Genomic DNA, 21,075 nt, shown 5'->3' with positions numbered 1-21,075 from the left:
GAAAGGTCCGAAAAGAATGCACACGAACGATGACCCCCAGCCGGGCCTTGACGTCGTCGTAGTCGGCGAAGCCCTTGTGGACATTGTTGTCTCGTCCGGGGGCTCTGTGGAGCACCCCGGCGGGTCACCGGCCAACGTGGCCTACGGGCTCGGGCGGCTGGGCGCGGCCACCGCCCTGCTGACCTCGATCGGCGACGACCCGCGCGGCGCGGCCATCGAGCAGCACCTGCGCAGCGCCGGCGTCGAACTCCTGCCCGGTTCCAAGGGGCCCGGCCGTACCGCCACGGCGACGGCGACGCTGGCGTCCGACGGGTCGGCGCACTATGACTTCGACATCCGCTGGGACCTTCCGCGGATCGCCCCGGCCACGCTGCCCAAGGTCCTGCACACCGGCTCCATCGCCACCTTCCTGGCGCCGGGGGCGGCAGCGATCAGGGATCTCCTCGAACAGTCACACGAGCGATGCTTTGTCACCTACGACCCCAACATCCGTCCCGCCCTGCTCGGCAGCCGCTTTGAGGCGAAGACCATCTTCGAGCAACTTGTCCCGTTCACCGAGGTGGTCAAACTCAGCGACGAGGACGCACTCTGGCTCTATCCGCGGTTGTCACTGGAGGACATCTCACAGCACATCCTGGACCTTGGGGCCGGACTCGTCGCCGTCACCATGGGAGCGAAGGGATCCCTGCTCACCACGGCGGGCGCGCAGGTGGCCGTCCCACCGGTCACGGCCGAGGTGGCGGACACCATTGGTGCCGGCGACTCCTACATGTCAGCCCTGATCTGCGGACTCCTCATGCGCGGGTCGGACGGGCTGGCGCCGTCCGTGCTGGAGTCGCTGGGCCGGATGGCCTCCCGGGCAGCGGCCATCACGGTCAGCCGCCCCGGCGCCAACCCGCCGACGGCAGAGGAGCTGCAGGCCGAGCTCCCGCAGCATCAAACAGTGGCACCATGAGAAACAGGACACAAAGGGAAGAGCCCATGCCAAGCAACAACTGCTACGACGTCACCACGTGGCCGGTCGGCAATCCGGCCAAGGACGTCGGTGAAGTCATCAACAGCATCATTGCCGACGTCAAGGAACGGCAGGCCGCCACCGATGTGAACGACGGCGGAAAGCCGGGCGCAGTGATCTACATTCCGCCGGGGGACTACCACCTTCGCACCCAGGTGGTGATCGACGTCAGCTTCCTCCGGATCGAGGGCTCCGGGCACGGTTTCACGTCGTCGAGCATCCGCCATAACGTGCCCGAAGACGAATGGCCGGACCTGCACGAGTTGTGGCCCGGCGGGAGCCGGATCATTGTGGACCTTCCCCCTGCCGAAAACGGGGAGGAGGCCAAGGGCGCCGCCTTCTACATTGAGCGGAGCGGGAGCCCGCGGATCAGCTCGGTGGAGTTCTCAAACTTCTGCATCGACGGGCTGCACTTCGTTCCGGACGGCTCCGGACTGAAGGCGGAGAACACCTACGTCAACGGCAAGACCGGCATCTACGCCGCGACTGCCAACGACTCGTTCCGCGTCACCGGCATGGGGTTCGTCTACCTGGAGAACGCCCTCACCATCTACAACGCCGACGCGCTTTCCATCCACGACAACTTCATCGCCGAATGCGGAAGCTGCATCGAGCTGCGCGGCTGGGGACAGGCATCAAAAATTACCGACAACTTGGTGGGAGCTGGCCCCAAGGGCCACTCGATCTACGCTGAGAACCATGGTGGCCTCCTGATCACCGCGAACAACGTGTTCCCCCGTGGCGCGAGCAGCGTCCACCTTAACGGTGTGACGCGGTCAAGCGTCACCAACAACCGCTTGCACTCGTTCTACCCCGGGTTGGTGGTTCTCGCGGAGAGTTCGGAAAACCTCGTGGCCACAAACCACTTCCTGCGTGACCATGAGCCGTGGACGCCCTTCGTGGGAGTGGACAATGGACTGGACGACCTCAACGGGCTTCTCCGGGTCGGCGGCAGCAACAACACTGTTGTCAACAACCACTTTTCGGAGGTCATCGACTCGGAGAGCATCCGCCCGGCAGGGGCGACGCCCGTCATCATCCGGCTTACGGCGGGGGTGGGCAACTTCGTCTCCAACAACCATGTGGTGGCGAAAGACGTTCACTCCACGTCAAGTGATTCCTGCTTCGAGGCTCAAGTGGACGCCCTGCTGACCACCGAAGAGTCGGAAGGATTCGCCGTTACGGCCGTCATGGTCGATCCCGCATCATCTCGGAATACCATCCTTGATTCCGGAAGCGACGCCCAAGTCATTGCAGACAGGGCTGTTAATGCCTTTAGGGCTACACCCTCGATCGGATTCTAGGCGGCACGCAGTAAATGAGGTGTCCTCGTCCGAGGCGGTTTTGCTTTGTGGTCGGTTGAGTTCTCTCGCCGCGGTTAGAGGAGGTCGTGTTTGAGTAGCGTCAGCGCCGATCGGGGAACCCGCCTCGTTCAGTTTGTGTTGCCTGCACACGTGGCCGGGCTCCACAGGCCCCGTTCTGCAGTACGGGCGGCCTGTTCGGCCTCACGGAACCTGTCCTGGTATTTGTAGGGGGTCTCATAGGTGTATTCGTGGGCGAACCCTTCGGCCACCATTTGTTCGTTGACGAGTACGCCTTCAGATTGCCAGACGTAAGCCAGCGTCCGGCCGTAACGGTCGCGGTGACTCTGGCTGGGATCGTATTCCAGCCAGACCTGGGTTTCGTCCATGAGTTCGGTGGCTCGCCGGGATGCTTCGAGTCCGAAGCACTGGACCGTCTTCCTTGGATCGCTGACTTCCGGGGTGTCAATGCCGATGAGGCGGACGCGGGTCGATTTTCCATCGATGGTGACTCGGATCGTGTCCCCGTCAGTGACAGAGGTCACGGGAAAGGGTCCTTCCGCCCGTGTTGGCAGGGTCCGGTCAGGCGCCGGCGTGGTTGGATTCGGGCCGTTTCCCGGTAGGGAGCACCCGGCCAGCGAAACGGCGAAGAGGGCAGCTGTCGCCGTCGTGCGCCAGGCGGCCCGTATTCGGGTGGCCATCGGATGGGACTTTCAGTCGCAACAGTCGGGCCAGATCTGGTCTGCCTCTTGAAGGCCGTTGCCGGAGGTCCATGTCGGCGGAACAGCGGATGGAGTCCGCCGCCCCGTAGCGGGGTAACTGATGCGGGTCGACGCATTGGCTTCGCCAGTGCGCGAGGGGCTGCCGAGGGCATTCAACGGTGCGATTCGTTTCACGTCAGGCTCCCGCGGTGAACCGTGCCGCTACCGCCGACGACGGAGGCGACGTCCGGTGTGGGTGCTTGATTCATGGCTACTCCTGTTCCGCGCATCCGGCTGGGTGCCTGCTGGATCAGTGGCTCGGTTCGGCTGGTGCTGCTGCTGGGTTAACCATGCCGCGGCTGGATCAAGACTTCCCATGGTTTTGCCCAGCTCAGGTGAAATTCTTGGGCAGGGACACCCTAGGGGCGCCTTCGCCGGGTACTCGCCGGTCCGCTTTTATGATCCTGCATGGTCCGGACGCTCCAGCAGCCGTGAGGCGGAGTATCCGATGACCAGGCCCCAGAAGGCTGCGTGGATGTTGAACAGATCCAGGCCGGAGATGGTCACCACGAAGGTCACCAGCGCTCCCAGGGTGAAGGTGGTGGAGAAGGCGGTCACGAACGCCTGCTGGAGTGCCCGCAGCATCGCGATTCCGCCCAGGACCAGGACGAATTCCTTGGGCGTGGCCAGCATCAGCCGGGTCAGGGTGGGAGCCAGCGCCGCGCAGGCCAGTGCGAGGCAACCGTAGGTCACCGCTGCTGTGTACTGCCGTCCCTTAACTCCCGACGACGTCAACAGGGCGTTCGTAGGGCCCGTCACGCATGCTGATACCGCGCCTAAGCCGGCGTTCAGCAAGGAAAACGCGCCGGACACGATGGCGAAAGCGTTCACGGGCGGCCGGTGTCCTGCGGCCCGAAGCACGGCGATGCCCTGGCCGTTCTGGACGAACAACACCGTCAAGGCCAGGGGAACCACCAGTTCCAGCTGCGACGCCCACGTGAACACCGGAGGGGTGAAGGCCGGGACAGCCAGGAGCGGTCCCGGCTCCCCGGGAACATACTGCCCGCTGACCGCCACCGCCAGGCAACCGGCCACCAACGTCCCCAGGACCGGGGGAAGGAATTTCCCCAGGGCCGGCACGGCGGTCAGGAGCAGGAAGGCGCCCACCATCGGGGCGGCGACGGCCGGATTGGCCTGGCTTGCGGAGATGATGTCCGTGCCGAAGCGGAGGAACACGGCGGCGACCATGGCCATGACGATCGGCATGGGGATCATCGCCATGATCCGACGGACCACTCCGGTGGCGCCCAGGGCCAGGACGAGCAGGCCGGCTGTGAAGAACGTGCCCACCACCTCCGCGAAAGAAAGATGGTGCAGCGACGGCCCGAGCAGAACCGTGCCTGGAATCGACCAGGCGAACCCCAGCGGCTGCCGGTACAGCAGCGACATGATCAGTGTCGCGGCTCCGCCGGAGAACAGGATGCCGAAAACCCACGAGGCGAGCTGTTCCTGGCTCAGCCCGCCTGCTGCCCCGACGGCGAGGGTGACGGCGATGGGCCCGGAGGCGGTGAAGACCAGGCCGATGGCACCGTTGGACAGGTAGGTCGGCGCCACGTCCCGAAGGAAACGGCGTGGTCCGGCGGGGCGGCGTCCGGGCCGTTCCAGCAGCGGTTGCCGCGCGGGCGGCATCTCCGCGGCCGACAGTCCGGGAGCCGGCCCTCCAGTGACGGGTTCTGCTGCGGCTTCCGGCTGGGCCGCCGGGTCCTGGCGGAAGGTGGGCATCCTGGCTCCTGGCTGCGTGGTTGGAACAGGCAGGCGCCCCGAAGATGCAGCTCCGGGGCGCCATGTGGCCGGGTCCTGGCGCCCGGCTTCAGACAGTAGGGGCAAAGGCCTACTTGGTCTCGCCTTCCTTGGCGAGGACGTAGTTGTACACGGCGTCCTCTCCGGCCCCGCCGTCCGTGCGGGGTTTGGGGTCCAGCATCAGTTCAGGCTTGACGGCCGAGGCGATGTCGTCAGCGTTGTGCGGGTCGCCCGGGAAGTAGAGCTGCTGGGTGACGGGCTGGTAGCCGGGTGCCGATACCTTGATGTGGATGTGGGCCGGACGCCAGGCGTGCCAGCCGGCCGCCTCAATGAGCTGGCCGCAGGCGCCGTCCGTGGGGATCTGGTACGGCGCCGGACGCATGGTGTTGATTTCAAAACGGCCTTCGTCGTCGGCTTTGACCGTGGCCCGGAAGAGCCACTCCGGCAGGCCCGGGGCGTACTGCGAGTAGAAGCCGGCGGCGTCCGCGTGCCAGATCTCCACCTGCGCGCCCTGCAGGGCATTGCCGTTGGTGTCCGTGAACTGGCCGGTGAAACGCAGGGGGGTGCCCTCTTCGCCGTCGCGCATGAGGACGGTGGCCGGCGTCGCAAGCTCCGGCGATCCGGGCACGTAGTACGGGCCTTCAATGGTGCCCCTGGTGCCGGGGCGGTCCTGGGAGTTGACGTCCTCGACCGTGTGCTCGAGCCACACGTCAAGGAACAGCGGCCACTCACCGTCGGTACCCACCTTGATCAGCCAAGCCTTCAGCGCGTTGTACTCCTCGTAAGTGACCTGGTGCTCAACGACGATGTCGTTGGCGGCCTTGATGAGCGCGCCGGCCAGCAGGCTCACGCGCTCCTTGGGCACGCGCAGTTCCGAAAGCTTGCCGGAAGCGGCGAAGCGTTCGGTGGCCTTCGAGCCGGCTTCAACGGCTGTGCCCTCGTTCTCGTTCCTGGTATCCACTTGGGTCTCAGTCATGGCGGTCTCCACCTTCGTCTTTGAAATTGGGGCCCAGAAAGGTCTCCTGGACCCGCCGCAGGACGCCGGTGCAGGAGTGCCTGCCGAGCCGTGGCGTCGCGTGATGTCTGTCTCATCGTAGGTCCGGAGATAATGACGAAACAAATATTGATAATGCTGCTTTTTAGTCATGATCAATACATAAAGACACCCTTGGTCGACCCTAGGTGTTTGCCTGATGTGAGACCAGTCACGAGAGGGAAGAATTGCCTCTAACGTCCACCGCCGGCAGCGACGCCAGCCCGGACCTCCCGCCCATCCGTCCAGCAATCTCCAATGAGGGAGCACGCCATGACCGAGAACCTGATCCATGCCCGCGAGGTCCTCGCCGACGCCGTGATCGACGACCGTGAGAACGGCATCATCCGGGCCAAGCGCGAAATCTTCACCGACCAGGAGATCTTCGAACTTGAGATGAAGCATATTTTTGAAGGCAACTGGGTGTACCTGGCCCACGAGTCCCAGATTCCCAACGTAGGCGATTACTTCACCACGTACATCGGCCGCACCCCGGTGATGATCACCCGGGACAAGGACGAGAAGCTCAACTGCATCGTCAACGCCTGTTCGCATCGCGGCGCCATGCTGTGCCGCCGAAAGACGGACAACCGCACCACCTTCACCTGCCCGTTCCACGGCTGGACGTTCAAGAACTCCGGCGAGCTGCTGAAGGTCAAGGATTCCCGGAACGCCGGCTACCCCGAGACCTTCAACAAGGAAGGCTCGCACGACCTCACCAAGGTGGCCCGCTTCGAGTCCTACCGCGGCTTCCTGTTCGGCTCGCTGAAGGCTGACGTGCTGCCGCTGGAGGAGCACCTGGGCGACGCCACCAAGGTGATCGACTCGATCGTTGACCAGTCACCCGAAGGGCTGGAGGTGCTGCGCGGTTCCTCCACCTACACCTACGACGGCAACTGGAAGGTCCAGGCCGAAAACGGCGCCGACGGCTACCACGTCACGGCCGTGCACTGGAACTACGCCGCCACCACGGCCCGCCGCAGCGCCGGTGACTCGGCCAACAAAACCAAGGCCATGGATGCCGGCAAGTGGGGCAAGGTCAAGGGCGGCTTCTACTCCTACGACCACGGGCACCTGCTGCTGTGGCAGGAATGGACCAACCCCGAGGACCGTCCGCTCTGGGACCGCCGGGAGGAACTGGTCCAGAAGCACGGCGAGGAGATGGCCAACTTCATGATCAATATCTCGCGCAACCTGTGCCTGTACCCGAACGTCTACATCATGGACCAGTTCTCCTCGCAGATCCGCCACTTCCGGCCGATTTCCGCGGACCAGACCGAGGTCATGATCTACTGCATCGCACCCAAGGGCGAGTCCCAGGAGAACCGCTCCAAGCGCATCCGCCAGTACGAGGACTTCTTCAACGCCACCGGCATGGCCACGCCGGACGACCTGGAGGAATTCCGCTCCTGCAACAAGACCTACTGGGCCACCAGCGCGCCGTGGAACGACATGACCCGCGGCTCCACCCACGAGATCGCCGGCCCGGACGAGCAGGCCCGGGCCCTGGGCATGACCAAGGTCATCGCCTCCGGAGTGCGCACCGAAGATGAAGGGCTCTACCCCATCCAGCACGGGTACTGGAAGGAAGTCATGGACCGTGCCCTGGCGGAGGAAGAGGAGCGTTCCGCGCTGGCCTCCGTCCCCGCCTCCGCCTGACAGAGCCCACCGGAACCACAGAGAGCGCAGACACAATGACCAGCCTGACCCAAACCGCCCCGGTCCTCAAGGCCGCGGAGGACATTGCAATCCTCGAAACCGTCCGAGCCTTCCTTTACCGGGAAGCCCGCCTGCTGGACGACCGCCAGTTCGATGAGTGGCTCGAGTGCTACCACCCCGACTCCGAATTCTGGATGCCGGCCTGGGACGTGGATGACCAGCTGACGCAGGACCCGCAGAACGAGATCTCCCTGATCTACTACGACAACCGCGGCGGCATCGAGGACCGGGTGTTCCGGATCAAGACCGACAGGTCGTCGGCCACCTCCCTCCCCGAGCCGCGCACGGGGCACAACATCACGGACGTTGAGGTTTTGGCGAACGACGGCGGCCGGGCCGAGGTGCGCTTCAACTGGTTCACGCTCTACTTCCGCTACAACACGACGGACACATATTTCGGCACCAGCTACTACACGATCGACCTTTCCGGCCCGGAGCCGGTGATCCTGAAGAAGAAGGTAGTCCTGAAGAACGACTACATCCACCACGTGGTGGACGTCTACATGATCTGACCTGCCCGAACCGGCGCCCGGAAGTCCCCGGGTGCCGTGCGGCAGTTCCCATTCCGTGCCCGCCGGGCACGCCAGAATTTTCCCGGGACGCGACGACGCGCCCGCCCAGCCAGGAGGACACCATGGGCCATAAAGTAGCCCTCAGCTTCGAAGACGGCGTCACCAAAGTCATCAAGGTCGGCGACTATGAGACCGTCATGGACGCGGCCTACAAGGCGCGCATCAACATTCCGTCCGACTGCCGCGACGGCGCCTGCGGCACCTGCAAGGCGTTCTGCGATTCCGGCACCTTCGACCCGGGCGACTACATTGACGACGCCATGACCGAAGAGGAACTCGAAAAGGGCTACCTGCTGACCTGCCAGGCCGTCCCCGAGTCCGACCTTGCCGTCCAGATCCCGGCCACGTCGGAGTCGGCCAAGACGGCGGCGGCCACCTTCAGCTCCACCATCAAGGAGCTCAACCGGCACACGGACACCACGGTGTCCTTCACCCTCGAGGTGGACAACCGGGACGCACTGGCCTTCCTTCCCGGCCAGTACGTCAACCTCAGGGTCCCCGGCACCGACGCCGAGCGCTCCTACTCCTTCAGCAGCGGACCCGAAGTGCAGGACGCGTCCTTTATGGTCCGCGTAACCCCGCAGGGCGCCATGTCCGAGTACCTGCGGGACCGCGCCGCAGTAGGCGACTCCATCGAGTTCACCGGCCCCTACGGATCGTTCTTCCTGCGCGAGCCCAAGCGGCCCCTGCTGCTCCTGGCCGGCGGCACCGGCCTGGCCCCGCTCCTGTCCATCCTCGAAAAGCTGTCCGAAAACCCGCCGTCCACCCCGGTCCACCTCATTTACGGGCTCACCCGCGAAGCGGACATCGTCGGCCTGGACTGGCTGCGGGCCTACGAAGCGAAGCTGCCCGGTTTCACCTGGGATTACATCGCCTCCGAGCCCGGCACCTCCGCCCCGCACACCGGCTACGTCACACAGATCATCGAACCGAAGCACCTTAACGAAGGCGACGTGGACATCTACCTCTGCGGCCCGCCCCCCATGGTCAACGCCGTCTCCAAGTGGCTGGACGCTGAAGGCATCCAGCCCGCCAACTTCTACTTCGAGCGGTTCGCGCCGAAGGAGACTACCGGAGGCGACGCCGAGACGGGAGCCCCGGCGCCGGCCGGGAAGATCCAGGCCGAAGGCGACACGATGAGCCGCGGCGAGGCCGTGTCCTCGCTGGAGACCGGCCGGCTGGACTTCCGCAAGGAGGACAGCTTCGCCCAGCTCGACGCCCGCATGGGCCTGGAGCTGGCGGTCAGCGAACTGCTGCTGGGCAGGCTCAGCGAGCAACAGCTGCGCCAGTTCCGCCGGCTCGCCCAAGCCACCACGGCGTCAGTGGACGGCGGGAGCATTACGGACCCCGAGGAGTTCGCGCGCACCAACGAGGAATTCCATGAGTACCTCTTCATGATCTGCGACAACCCCATGCTGCTGGAGTCCTACCGCCGCCTGGACGTGCACGCCCAAATGGCCGCGGCCTTCGAAACCGGAACGCCGATCTTCGAGCGGGTCACCCAGGACCACCTCGACATCGTGGACGCCTTTGAGCGCGGGGACAAAAACCGCCTCCGCGCCGTCATCACCGCGCACGCCCACGATGCGAAGGACACCATGGCCGGCGCCATCGACGCGAAGGCCGCCCTCTGATGGCTGAACCGTACGCCGGGCAATTCGTGACCCCAGGCAGGTTCGGCGGCAAGGTCGCCGTCGTCACCGGTGCCGCCCAGGGGATCGGCCGGAAAGTGGCCGAACGCATCGGCGCCGAAGGCGGGGCCGTGGTCCTGGTGGACCGCGCGGAACTGGTACACGATGTGGCCCGCGGCATCGAAGAGGCCGCCAAGTCGTCCGGTTCCGGAGGGTCGGCCACATCCGTCACTGCGGACCTGGAGACCTTCGCCGGCGCCACCCAGGCCGTCAAAGCTGCGCTTGCCGCACACGGACGCGTGGATGTCCTGGTCAACAATGTAGGCGGCACCATCTGGGCACGCCCCTACGAGGAGTACGACGAGGACAAGATCGAAAAGGAGATCCGCCGCTCGCTCTTCCCCACCCTCTGGAGCTGCCGGGCGGTACTGCCGGCGATGCTGGAACAGGAGTCGGGGACCATCGTCAATGTGTCCTCGGTGGCCACCCGCGGCATGCACCGCGTCCCGTATGCCGCTGCGAAGGGCGGCGTCAACGCACTGACCCAGGCCCTCGCCATGGAGGTGGCCGGGCGCGGAATCCGCGTAGTTGCCACGGCGCCGGGCGGTACCGAGGCGCCGCCGCGGAAGGTCAAACGTGGCCCGGAAGCCGAGTCCGCCACCGAGAAGGCCTGGTACCAGGTCATCGTGGACCAGACCGTGGAGTCGTCCTTCATGAAGCGCTACGGGACCCTTGACGAGCAGGCAGCCCCCATTGTCTTCCTCGCCTCCGACGAAGCGTCCTACCTCACCGGCAGCATCCTTCCGGTGGCCGGCGGGGACCTGGGATAGCGCTTGGACACCGCCGCAAAGGGCGGGCAGGCCGCTCCGGTAGACTGGCGGCCATGACTGCGGGGTCCGTCCAAGGCGATATCGGTGCGGATTCGCCGCTGGTGGGCCGCGACTCGGTGTTCGAGGAGCTCCTGGACATCCTCCGCGCCGTCCGCAAGGGCAAGGTGGTCACGGCCGTCCTCACCGGACCGGCCGGCTCCGGGAAAACCGCGGTGCTCGAGTCCTTCCTGGAATATTGCCGCACGGGCGTCCGCGGCGTCCGCGTCCTCTCCGCCATGGGCGATGACTGGGAAGCGCAGTTCGCGCTCGCCGGCTACTCCCAGCTCATGCTCACCTCGCCGTTGCGTTCGGCAAAGGCGTACGACGGCGGCCCGCACCTTCCGGCGGGTCCCCTCGCCTCCCTGAGCACGGACCAGGTGGTCAACTACGCTTCGACGCTGGGCACCCACCTCGAAGGGCTGCAGTCGCACGGGAGCGTCGTGGTCGCCGTCGACGACGTCCACAAACTCGACGTGGAAAGCCTGCGCATCCTTACGTTCGTCATGCGCCGGCTGCACGGAAAGCGGATCCTTTTCCTGCTCACCTTGAACCCCGCCGACGCGCCGCGTATCCCCGCCGGCGTCCTGGACTACCTGACCGGGCACCAGGTGGTCCGCATTCCCATGGAGCCGCTCACCCCGCAACAGGTCCAGGAAGTGGCCCGGCGCCTGCACGGCATCGACCTCAGCGTCACCGCGGCGCACGGGCTGGTCCGGCACACGGGCGGCCTGCCGCAGCCAGTGGTGGAGCTGTTGCGCGAGCTGCCCCCGGAAACCTGGCTGGCCTGGTTCCCCTCGCTGCCGCCCACCTCCCGGCTGCGCGCCAGGGTGCACAGCGTCCTGGATGCCGCCTCGCCCGGACTCGTTGCCGTCGCCGAAGCCGCGTCCGTGCTGGGCCGCAGCGCGGGCCTGTCGGAAGTAGCCTCCGTCAGCGGAGTGGAGTCCGTCCTCGAAGCCCTGGATGAAGGACACCGCGCCGGCCTCCTGCGGCTGTCCGTGGACCAGGCGCGCTCCGCCGTCGTGTTCGTTGAGCCCGGTACTGCCGAGGCGATTTACGAACAGATTGTTCCCAGCCGCCGCATCGCGCTGCACCGCCTGGCTGCGGAGGCCGTGGAGCCGGAGGGCGAAAAGCTGGGGCATCGGGTCTCGGCAACGCCCGCCGCGGACCAGGCGCTCGCCGAAGAACTCGAGGATTTTGCCGGCCGCCAGGCGGCCGTGGGTGCATGGCAGGACGTGGCGACGGCGTTGTTTTCCGCGTCCCGCCTGTCGTTGGATATCCGGGCCCGCAACGACCGGCTCCTGCGCGCCGTAGACGCACTGGTGGGGGCCGGCAATGTTGCCGAGGCGCAGACCTGGTCCGCCGCCGTGGACGCCCTGCCGCCCTCGCCGCTGCGCTCCTCAGTGCTGGGCTACCTGTCCACCGTGTCCGGCCAGAATGATAGCGCCCAAAGCCAGCTGGAAATGGCGTGGCGCACCAGCAACCCGGACAGCGATCCCAAGGCCGCCGCCCAGGTTGCGCAGCGTTTCGTCCTGCACGGGGTTGCATCCTGGGACGGGCCGATGATCACCGGCTGGGCGGAGCGCGCGATGGCCCTGACTGAGCCCGGGACGCCGGCGCACGTCGAGTCGGAAGCCATCTACGGCCTGGGCCTGTACGCGCGGGGCCGGCTGGGGGAGGCGGAGGTTTCCTACCAGCGGGCGTTCGCGCACGCCGCCGAGAACGCGCAGAAGCAGCGTGTGCAAATGGGGGCCGGCTGGCTGGCGCTGCGGATGGACAACGTGGAAGCGGCCCTGGTGAACTTCGAGTCCGCCGCCCCCACCGAGTACCGCGGCGGGTCCCTGCGGATCTCCCTGTGGGCCGAGGCATGGCTGGCCCGCACCCATCTGGTGCTGGGGAACTGGGATGCCGCGGCGGCCACCATCGCCCGCTCCAGCGTTCGCCTTGAAACCTCCCGGATGCCCCTGATCCGGCCCCTGCTGTACTGGACCGCCGCGGAGCTCTGGTCCATGCGCGGCGACTGGGACCGCGCCCGCTATTACGTCTCCCAGGCCGCGGTCCAGCCGGGAACCTACCGGGCCATGCAGGTGCCTGCCAGCCTTGCCCGGGCCCGGTTCCACGAGGCGCGGGCTGATTATGAAAGCGCCCTCGCCGTGCTGCAGCCGCTGACCGAACTGGACCCGTGGACCGAGGACCGGGTGTCCTTCTGGCCCTGGCAGGACACGTACGTTAATGCGCTGGTGATGACTGATCAGCTGGATACCGCTGACGCTTTCCTGACCTCTTTCGAGGGGTTGCGGCGCGAACGCGAAGTCCCTTCCGACATGGCACGGATGGCCTGGGCCCGGGGCCGGCTGCTGGCGGCCCAGGGAGATCCCGACGCTGCCAGGGAGCATTTCGAGGCCGCCTTGGGCCACCTCCGCGGGCTCAACCGGCCTTACCTGCGGGCCCGGATCAGTTTTGCGTTCGGGCAGAGCATGCGCCGCGCCGGCAAGCGGCGGCTGGCGTCCTCGGTGCTGCGTGCGGCGCGGGACCTCTACGACTCATTGGGCGCGGCCACCTATGTGGAGCGCTGCGACAGGGAGCTCAAGGCAACCGGCCTCGACGTCGGCAATCTCCCTGACCCTGCCGATTCAGTACTCACCGCCGCCCGGGACCACCACGTCCAGCTCACCGCGCAGGAGCAGGCGGTGGCCGAACTCGTGGCCGGCGGGGCGACCAACAAGGAGGCGGCCCGGGCCCTGTTCCTCGCCGAGAAGACGGTGCAGTACCACCTCACGCGGCTCTACCGGAAGATGGGCATCCGGTCCCGCAGCGAGCTCGCCGCCGCGTTCCGGGCCAGCGACTGACCCGGAACGGCGGGCTGGTACCTACTTAACGTCGGAGGGGTGCTTGGCCAGCGGCACCACCGAGATCTCCATGTACGGGAACAGCGGAAGGTTCTGCAGGATGTCGTGGAGTTCGTCGTTTGAACCCACATCAAAGACCGAGTAATTGGCGTATTCACCCACCACGCGCCAGATTTCCGGCCATTTCCCCGAGCGCTGCAGCTCCTGCGAGTAGGCCTTCTCCTTGGCCTTGATCTCAGCAGCCTCGGATGCCGGCAGGTCTGCGGGCAGTTTGACGTCCATATGGACCAGGTACTTCATTGATGTTCCTTTCGTGGAAGGGGTGGCTTAGCGGTCGCTGCGGTAGCGTTCGAGCTTCTCCTCGTTGACCCCGGCGCCCACGCCGGGGCCCTCGGGGACGCGGATGCGCCCTTCGATGATCTGCAAGGGTTCGGCCAGCAGGTCGTCCGCCATGTCCAGGTAGTTGGACAGTTCGGCGGCGCGCTTGGCAGTGTGGGCGAACGCGGCGCCGAACACCACCGAAGCCACCGTGCCCACCTGGGTGTCGATCTGGTTGCCGATGTACACGTCGATGCCCATGCCCTCGGCCATCCCCACGATCTTGGCCGCCTCGGTAAATCCGGAGCGGGCGGTCTTGACCGCCAGCAGGTTGGCCCCGCCGTTGAGGATTTCCCGGGCGGCCTCGCCGAGATTCGGGGCGGATTCGTCCGCCGCGATGGGGATGGGGGAGTTGGCAACGAGCCGACGGCGGCCCAGGACTTCGCGGGCGTCGTCCGGCTCCTCGAGGAACTGCAGGCCCAGGTCCGCGGTGCGGCGCAGCACCTCCGCAGCTTCATTCGCGGACCAGCCCCGGTTGGCGTCCATGTACAGTTCGGCGTCCCCGCCGAGGCCCTCACGCAGCGCGCGGGCCGCCTCGATGTCCAGGTGCAGCGGGCGCCGGCCGGTCTTGAGCTTGAACGTGTTGATGCCGTAGGTCTCGCGGAACTCCAATGCCAGGTCGAGCAGCTCCTGGGCGGGCTTGAAGCCAAGCATGTGGGAAACCCGCAGCGAGTCGGTGTAGCCGCCCAGCAGCTTGGTCACCGGCTGCCCCAGCGTCTTGCCGATGACGTCCCACAGGGCGATGTCCACGGCACCCTTGGCGGTCTGGTTGTGGATGGTGCGGTAAAGGATCTCCTGTATCTTCTCGCGGTCAAAAATGTCGACGCCGATCAGTTGCGGAGCGAACACGTCCTGCACCACCGCGGCGATGGACTTTTGCGTCTCACCGTAGGTGTACGGGCGCGGCGGGGTGTCCGCGAGGCCCACCACGCCGTCGTCCGTGCGGAGGCGGACCAGCACGTGGTCAGCCTCGTGGACGGATCCGGAGGCGAAATGCAGCGGGTGGCGGTAGGGGATCGAGTAAGGAATCGCCTCAATAGCTGCGATTTTCATGACTGGGAAGGCCTTTCATCGGTTGGAAGCGGGACGGGCCCGGAGGCCGGGTCGGGCAGCGGCTGTGCGGCTGTAGCGGCGCCGACAACGTCCAGGAAGTTATGCAGCAGGGTGGAGTGGTTGCCCCGCAGCCAGGCGACAGCGAGTTCCACGGAGGGGACGTTTTCGATCTCCCGGTAGGCAACGCCGTCGAGCTGGAAAGCCCGCACCCGGGACGGCATGACCGCCACGCCGCCGCCGGCGGCAACGAATGCCAGCATGGTGGAGGTCTCGCCGACAACTTGGGTGATGCGCGGTTGAAAGCCGGCCTGGCGGCACAGGTCGGCGGTGATGCGGTAGAGCACGGACTCGGGCGCATATGCGATGAAGTCCTGATCCTGCAGTTCATGCATCGCCACGGACCTGTCCTCCGCCAGCGCGCTGAAGGAGGGAACCGCGACGACGAGCGGCTCCCGGGCGACGACGCGGTAGTCAATCTCCTGGGATGAGACGGGGGGACGCAGCAGTGCTGCGTCCAAAGTTCCGTCGCGGAGACCCGCTTCCATGGACGGGGTGAGCATCTCGCCGTTCAACGCCAGGGACAGGCCGGGAAGGACCTGTTTGGCAAGGCGCGCGATCTGGGGCATGACGCCATAAGTTGCGGACCCTGAAAACCCCACCCGGAGGACGCCGGTGGCGCCCTTGCCGACCTGGTACACGTCCGCCTCCAGCGTTCCTATTTCGTTGACGATCTGCCGTCCCCGATCAAGCAGGAGCTGCCCCGCGGCCGTGAGGTCCACGCGCCGCGTGGTGCGGTTGAGCAGGCGCACTCCCAGCTGTTCCTCAAGCTGGCGGATCTGCTGGGAGAGGGGCGGCTGGGCCATATGGAGGCGCTTGGCCGCCCGGCCGAAATGCCGCTCCTCCGCAACAGCGATGAAGTAGTTCAGCTGCCGGAGCTCCACAGTGTGCCCGCCTTTCCGTTGGCGCACGCCGGGGCTGCCCTGGCCGCGCGATTGATTCACAGAATAACCCTAAAACGCTCTACTGGTTTATTAATGTGACTCAATTACGCCAGAACAGCCTCCGCCGGCTACCTGGGCTGAGGGGCCGTCAGCTTTTCCTCCGTACGGCTCCCGGCCAGCTCCTCCACCTTGTGCCCGGCCTCCTCAAGCTTCCGCTGGCGAGGGACCAGCACGGTGACCAGGGCGCCCAGGAGCGCCACTGTGCCGTAAATGTAGAACGCCGTGGAGCCGCCGATGCCCGCGGCGGCAAGCCAGCCGCCGATGATCGGACCCAGCACGCCGCCCAGCCGCCCTACACTGGCGCACCACGCGACGCCCGCTGCGCGGGCGTTGGTAGTGAAGTAGTTGGATTGGAACCCGTACACCAAGACCTGGGTGCCGAGGGTTCCCACGCCGGCAACCGCGATGAAGGCAAAGAGCATGGGCAGCGGAAAGCTGAAGGTCATGAGCACGAGCGAGACGGTGGCAAGTCCGAACGTGGAGGCGATGATGCGCTGCGGGCCGCTCTTGTCCGCCAGGCGGGAGGCGACCAGGCCGCCCACGACGGCGCCAAGGTTCAGTGCAAGGGGGAAGAACAGGGCGTAGGTCCGTCCATAGCCGTAACCCTCCATGATCTTGGGCAGCCAGGTGTTGAGGCCGTAGGTCAGCAGCAGGCCGCAGAAGGACATGAGGCCCAGCAGGATGGAAGCCGCGGCGAACTGCCGGGAGAAGACGGCGGCAAAGCCGGACTTCCGGGGCGCTGCGCCCACCTCAAGGATCACGCGTTCCTCGAGGAGGGGTACGCCCGTGCGCTCCGCGACGGCCATGGCGTCCTGTTCGCGACCGCGGGCCAGCAGCCAGCGCGGGGACTCGGGGAGCTTGCGCCATGCAACAGGCAGCAGGATAACCAGCGGAAGGGAACCGATGATGAACAGTCCCCGCCAGCCGAGGCTGTCGTGGAACAGGATGCCCATTATGGACGCGAGGACGCCGCCTGCCGGGACGCCGGAGTAGACAATCGCGTTGTAGAACTGACGCCTTCCTGCCGGCGCGAACTCAGCCATGGTGGCTCCTGCAGTGGCGATAACCACGCCCAAGCCAAGCCCCGTTATGAACCGCATGGCCCCAAATGCAGGCACGCTTGCCGTCATTGCCGTGACGAACATGCCCATTGAGAACCAGGCGATGCCCAGGAGCATCAGCCGGCGCCTGCCGAAGAAGTCACCCACGGCGCCGCAGACCAGCGAGCCCACGAGTACTCCGATCAACGCCCACGAACCCAGGAGGCCCGCTGTGGCCACGTCGAACTTCCCGATCTGGGAGGGATCGGCGAGCAGCCCCGGCAGGACGGTGCCGTAAATGACCAGATCGTAGCCATCGAACACAAGGGCCGCGCAGATGATGAAGGCCACCCAATTGGCGGTGCGTTTTTCTTTTCCTGGATTTTCGGCGATAACGGCATGCGGTTGTGTCATGGTCCCCAAGTTCCTCTCTAGGTGATGGCGGGGTGGGCATGCATGTAGATGGCATCCGACCCGGTTGTTTCAGCCTGACAGAGGTGTGATGCAAGACATATGAGGTAAATCCCCGGGGTTCGGCCCGGGGGGTATTAGGAGCGCAGAGTTACTGAAAGGTGGGCTTTAGGTAATAAATCCTACAAATCCGCACGAACGTAGGGATCCTCTGCAGCGCTGCCCTGATCCCCGCGGCTACGCCTATCAGTCCAGACGATTCCGGTATGGAAGAGGGCCCTTAAACGGTGGTGTTACTGAGAAGGCCGCGGCTAGGCTGGCCGGATGATCAATACCGCCCGCCTATATTCGGACCTGTCCCGCCTGGGCAGGGAAACCGACATGTTTCTGGCCACAGTAGCGTCCCTCTCCGATGCTGAGATGGCGGCTCCGTCACTGTGCGAAGGGTGGAGCCGGGCTGACGTCATCGCCCACGTGGCATCAAGCGGCCGCGCCTTGGTGAACCTCATCGACGGCGCTGCCTCCGGCGTGGAACGGCAGCTTTATGCCTCACCCGAGGCGCGCTCCCAAGAAATTTCCGCCCTGGCCGCACTGCCGCGCGAGGAGCTCCTGGACGAACTGCGGGAGTCGGCCCGGAGCTTCGCGGAGCAGGCCCAACGGCTCAACGCGGAGCTGGCTGCCCCGGATGTCAGCGTGAACGGCAAGGTCATCCCTGCGACGTCCATCGTGGCACTTCGCATCGCTGAAGTTGTCGTGCACCACCATGACCTTGACACGGCGTGGACCATCGAGGAAGCCGACCCTGATTCACTCCTGAACGCCATCGAAGCCGTGGTTCGTTCGCTGCGCGCCAGGGGCGTTCCGGGAATTACCGCGGTCACCGAAGAACGGGATGAATGGGTGATTGGTGACGGCGCCCTGCACGTTAGGTCGGACCGGGAAGGCCTGCTCTTATGGCTTGCCCGGGGGGACAGTGAGCATATAGAGGCCGACGGACTCTTGCCTGCCCTGCCAGCTTGGTAGGCCGGGCCGAGAATCAGCAGTGCGGCAAGCCCGGGACGCGGAAGCTATCGGTGCGGGACCACTAGGCGGACGGCTCCAGATTCCTCGGGTTTCGCGGGTTGGCACTGTTTTCACACGCCGCACGCCCTGTTCGGGGAGGGGCGGAAGGAGTATTTCTGCCCGAAGCTCAAGTGGCGCACCTGCATGTCGTGCGCAGGTGCGCGCACGACGACAGGCCTCTCCCATAGGATTTCATCAACTATGCTCGGGTTGGCCGGCCGGACTTTGCTCCCGGTAGTTCCGGGCTTTGGGGGGGATTGTTATGGTGAAAATCGGCGACACTGTCGTGGCACGGAAGCATGGAGGGAAAGCCCGTTGGGCAGTTGCGTGCATGACGCTATTAGCGGTGGGGCTGTCCGGATGCACGCAAACTGAACCCCCCGCCGCATCACACCCGACCACCGCCGCGCCGGAAGTGACAACGGCCAGCGACGAAAAGCCTTCCCTGCGTGGGGAAGCGGTGACCGACTCGTTCGGCAATGTGGATTACTACACCACCGTCTCTGGTGACACCCTTGCTAGCGTGGCTGCCGCTTACAACCTTTCAGAGGCAAAGGTCGCTGAATTCAATGAAATCCAGCCAAGTTCACCGGTGAGTCCGGGTACAAGACTCCGGTTGATTCCCGCTAACCCAGTAACGGGGGCAAAGGGAACGGCCACCATTGACGCCAACGGGATCCCGACCAGTTACAAGGTGGAAACCGGTGACACCTTGAGTGGCATTACGTACCGGTTCAATCTAACCCAGGAGCAATTAGCCGAAGCGAACAAGGTCCCGTTCACCTACGAAAAAGGTGGCACCTACTTCATCCAGTCTGGACACGTTATCCAGCTGCAGAAAAAACCGGTGGACAGCCGATCAGGCACGGGAAAAACAGTCAACAACTCGTTTGGCCAAGCCGTCTATTACACCACCGTGGACGGTGACTCGTTCGACGGCCTCGGATACAAATTCCGCTCCACTACCGAACAGATCCTGCTTTACAACCCGTCACTCGCCGCAAACGAGCCGATCCCGGCGGGAAGCAAACTGCGGTTGATACCCGGCGAACTCAAGATCGAGGGTGCGCAGGGCACGTCCACTGCCGATGCTGAAGGGATTCCACTCACCTACACCACAGCCCCCGGTGACACGGAGCGCCAAGTCTCGTTCCGATTCAGCATCACCGACCTGCGAGCAGCGAACCGCCCGACCACCGGAACAGGCGGAGCATGGTACGAATTTGCTGACCTGCCAACTGTCGAACTAGCGCCCGGACAGACCATAAGCCTCGCGCTGGACAAGCCGATCAACAAACCGGGCCTTTAGGCTGCGGCGGGCATTCACTGCCCGGCAGGTGGCGTATGAGACGGCAAGAAGCACTGCAGGATCCTCGCGGAACCAGGCGGGACGCCGGTCCCTAAGCTTCGCGACCTGGAACGCCAGGACCCGCTTGCCGTTGGGAAGGAGGTTACCCGCGAAGACAATTGCACCGTAGAGGTAGAACAGCGCGATGCTGCGGGCATTCTTTCGACCTCCAGCGGTAGTGCCGTAGTGTCCGTACATCACGAGTCGTCCGCGTCGACGGAGGGCACGGTGGGATCCGATCGAGACCTTCCCGCCGATGCCGTCGAGCACGACGTCCACCCCATCGCCTGTGAGTTCGCGGATCCGCTGGACAAAACTTCCACCCGTGTAGTCGATGGGCGTCGCGCCGAGACCTGAGATCACGCCGGTCTGGCTTTTGGAGCCCGTGCCGAACAGCTCCAGACGCGCGATACGTCCGAGCTGGAGGACGGCCGTACCCACACCTCCTGCTGCGCCGTGGACGAGTAGTCGTTCTCCCTTCCTGACCCAGGCGCAGCGGTGCAGCATCTGGTGTGCAGTGACATAGTTAAAGATCACAACCGCCACCCCGGCGGGGTCCAGGCCTGCCGGTACCGGCACCAGCCCCCAGGACGGAACGCACAGATAGGTGGCATGGCTGCCGTACACGGAAATCGCTGCTACGCTCTCGCCCAGCTCAAAACCAATGACTCCTTCACCTATCTTGTCGACAGTTCCGACGAACTCGTAGCCTGGCGTAAAGGGAGGTTTTGGCCCTCCTGGATAGGTTCCTTCGCGGATGAGAACATCAGGGTAGCCGACGCCCGATACGGCGATCCGCACGCGGGATCTCTCCCGGGCGCGGTTCGGGGACTGGTTCTTCGACAAGTGTCATGACCTCAGGTCCGCCGTAGCGGGGCACGACGATCCGTCGGTTGTATTGAGACGCCTGCATTGCCCGTCACTTCGCGTTGTCGGTCCGGATGCCAGGATCCGAGGATATTTTGATGCGAGACGAACGAGTAGAGGCAAACGGCACCCCAGCCAGGCTGTCTAGTCTGGAGCCGAACGCTCGATTTGGATCCATGTCCCCTGGGAAGGACGGAAGAACGAACGAGGAGGCGGCGGTGCCGCCTGGTCTGTACCTTGCTTACACTTGCATGACTTTCGGCACTCGGCAGCGGGATCCTATGGTGTGCAGCATGGAGGCATGCACGGCGCCGTGACCCTCGCATTCACCCTGGGGTTGGTCTGGCAGGGCGTCCCGGGGATGGCCTTGGCCTGGATCGGCATCGCAGCGCACAGCGTTCAGGGCCTGTTTTTTGCTGTTCTGATGC

17 protein-coding genes are annotated in these 21,075 nt (G+C 65.3%); 9 read left to right on the top strand and 8 right to left on the bottom strand.

The annotated features are described in order from the left end of the window. The first annotated feature begins 16 nt into the window (after positions 1-16). Together GK109_RS21530 and GK109_RS21525 are read left to right on the top strand one after the other, a co-directional pair. The gene (locus GK109_RS21530; protein WP_157242428.1) at positions 17-955 is read left to right on the top strand and encodes a carbohydrate kinase; all 939 of its coding nucleotides are present in this window, start codon (positions 17-19) and stop codon (positions 953-955) included. 26 nt (positions 956-981) lie between these two features. Continuing rightward, complete coding sequence (locus tag GK109_RS21525; RefSeq protein ID WP_157242427.1) at positions 982-2,319, top strand: right-handed parallel beta-helix repeat-containing protein; 1,338 nt, start codon at positions 982-984, stop codon at positions 2,317-2,319. Between the two features lie 128 nt (positions 2,320-2,447). Here the strand turns inward: GK109_RS21525 and GK109_RS21520 are convergent, their stop codons facing one another. The 3 genes from GK109_RS21520 to catA form a co-directional block, all read right to left on the bottom strand. After that, positions 2,448-2,861, bottom strand: a complete 414-nt coding sequence (locus GK109_RS21520) for a thermonuclease family protein (RefSeq protein ID WP_197432531.1) — start codon at positions 2,859-2,861, stop codon at positions 2,448-2,450. A gap of 612 nt (positions 2,862-3,473) precedes the next feature. Next, complete coding sequence (locus GK109_RS21515) at positions 3,474-4,799, bottom strand: benzoate/H(+) symporter BenE family transporter (protein WP_157242425.1); 1,326 nt, start codon at positions 4,797-4,799, stop codon at positions 3,474-3,476. Positions 4,800-4,908: 109 nt separating this feature from the next. Next, on the bottom strand, positions 4,909-5,793 hold the full coding sequence (gene catA / locus GK109_RS21510; RefSeq protein WP_157242424.1) for a catechol 1,2-dioxygenase: 885 nt from the start codon (positions 5,791-5,793) through the stop codon (positions 4,909-4,911). Between the two features lie 330 nt (positions 5,794-6,123). On the opposite strand from catA, the gene benA reads away from it, so the two are divergent. The 5 genes from benA (at position 6,124) to GK109_RS21485 (ending at position 13,487) form a co-directional block, all read left to right on the top strand. Further along, positions 6,124-7,509: a benzoate 1,2-dioxygenase large subunit gene (benA, locus tag GK109_RS21505; protein ID WP_157242423.1), complete on the top strand. Its 1,386-nt coding sequence runs from the start codon at positions 6,124-6,126 to the stop codon at positions 7,507-7,509. A gap of 35 nt (positions 7,510-7,544) precedes the next feature. Continuing rightward, positions 7,545-8,081 carry a benzoate 1,2-dioxygenase small subunit gene (gene benB, locus GK109_RS21500; RefSeq protein ID WP_157242422.1) on the top strand — a complete coding sequence of 179 codons (537 nt, stop codon included), beginning with the start codon at positions 7,545-7,547 and terminating at the stop codon, positions 8,079-8,081. Positions 8,082-8,203: 122 nt separating this feature from the next. Next, positions 8,204-9,775, top strand: coding sequence for a benzoate 1,2-dioxygenase electron transfer component BenC (gene benC, locus GK109_RS21495; RefSeq protein ID WP_157242421.1), 1,572 nt, complete (start codon positions 8,204-8,206; stop codon positions 9,773-9,775). Beyond that, the gene (locus GK109_RS21490; RefSeq protein WP_157242420.1) at positions 9,775-10,602 is read left to right on the top strand and encodes a 1,6-dihydroxycyclohexa-2,4-diene-1-carboxylate dehydrogenase; all 828 of its coding nucleotides are present in this window, start codon (positions 9,775-9,777) and stop codon (positions 10,600-10,602) included. Before benC ends, GK109_RS21490 begins: the two co-directional genes overlap by 1 nt. 53 nt (positions 10,603-10,655) lie before the next feature. After that, a complete protein-coding gene (locus GK109_RS21485) occupies positions 10,656-13,487 on the top strand; it encodes an AAA family ATPase (protein WP_157242419.1) in 2,832 nt (943 codons plus the stop codon). A gap of 21 nt (positions 13,488-13,508) precedes the next feature. On the opposite strand, the gene catC is transcribed toward GK109_RS21485, so the two are convergent. The 4 genes from catC to GK109_RS21465 all read right to left on the bottom strand — a co-directional run bounded on the left by catC (position 13,509) and on the right by GK109_RS21465 (position 17,373). Further along, a complete protein-coding gene (catC, locus tag GK109_RS21480) occupies positions 13,509-13,787 on the bottom strand; it encodes a muconolactone Delta-isomerase (protein ID WP_157242418.1) in 279 nt (92 codons plus the stop codon). 27 nt (positions 13,788-13,814) lie between these two features. Next, a complete protein-coding gene (locus GK109_RS21475; RefSeq protein WP_157242417.1) occupies positions 13,815-14,918 on the bottom strand; it encodes a mandelate racemase/muconate lactonizing enzyme family protein in 1,104 nt (367 codons plus the stop codon). Continuing rightward, positions 14,915-15,859: a LysR substrate-binding domain-containing protein gene (locus GK109_RS21470; RefSeq protein ID WP_370460796.1), complete on the bottom strand. Its 945-nt coding sequence runs from the start codon at positions 15,857-15,859 to the stop codon at positions 14,915-14,917. Before GK109_RS21470 ends, GK109_RS21475 begins: the two co-directional genes overlap by 4 nt. A gap of 128 nt (positions 15,860-15,987) precedes the next feature. Continuing rightward, positions 15,988-17,373, bottom strand: a complete 1,386-nt coding sequence (locus GK109_RS21465; protein ID WP_157242416.1) for an aromatic acid/H+ symport family MFS transporter — start codon at positions 17,371-17,373, stop codon at positions 15,988-15,990. Between the two features lie 321 nt (positions 17,374-17,694). On the opposite strand from GK109_RS21465, the gene GK109_RS21460 reads away from it, so the two are divergent. Together GK109_RS21460 and GK109_RS21455 are read left to right on the top strand one after the other, a co-directional pair. After that, a complete protein-coding gene (locus GK109_RS21460; RefSeq protein ID WP_157242415.1) occupies positions 17,695-18,393 on the top strand; it encodes a maleylpyruvate isomerase family mycothiol-dependent enzyme in 699 nt (232 codons plus the stop codon). Between the two features lie 370 nt (positions 18,394-18,763). Next, positions 18,764-19,741 carry a LysM peptidoglycan-binding domain-containing protein gene (locus tag GK109_RS21455; RefSeq protein WP_197432530.1) on the top strand — a complete coding sequence of 326 codons (978 nt, stop codon included), beginning with the start codon at positions 18,764-18,766 and terminating at the stop codon, positions 19,739-19,741. On the opposite strand, the gene GK109_RS21450 is transcribed toward GK109_RS21455, so the two are convergent. Further along, the gene (locus tag GK109_RS21450; protein ID WP_157242413.1) at positions 19,679-20,626 is read right to left on the bottom strand and encodes a zinc-binding dehydrogenase; all 948 of its coding nucleotides are present in this window, start codon (positions 20,624-20,626) and stop codon (positions 19,679-19,681) included. The genes GK109_RS21455 and GK109_RS21450 overlap by 63 nt on opposite strands. Between the last annotated feature and the right edge of the window lie 449 nt (positions 20,627-21,075).

The organism is Pseudarthrobacter sp. GA104 (assembly GCF_009741265.1).
GTDB lineage: Bacteria > Actinomycetota > Actinomycetes > Actinomycetales > Micrococcaceae > Arthrobacter.
Note: the sequence above shows the minus strand (reverse complement) of the source record. Positions and strands in the feature narration are given on the sequence as shown.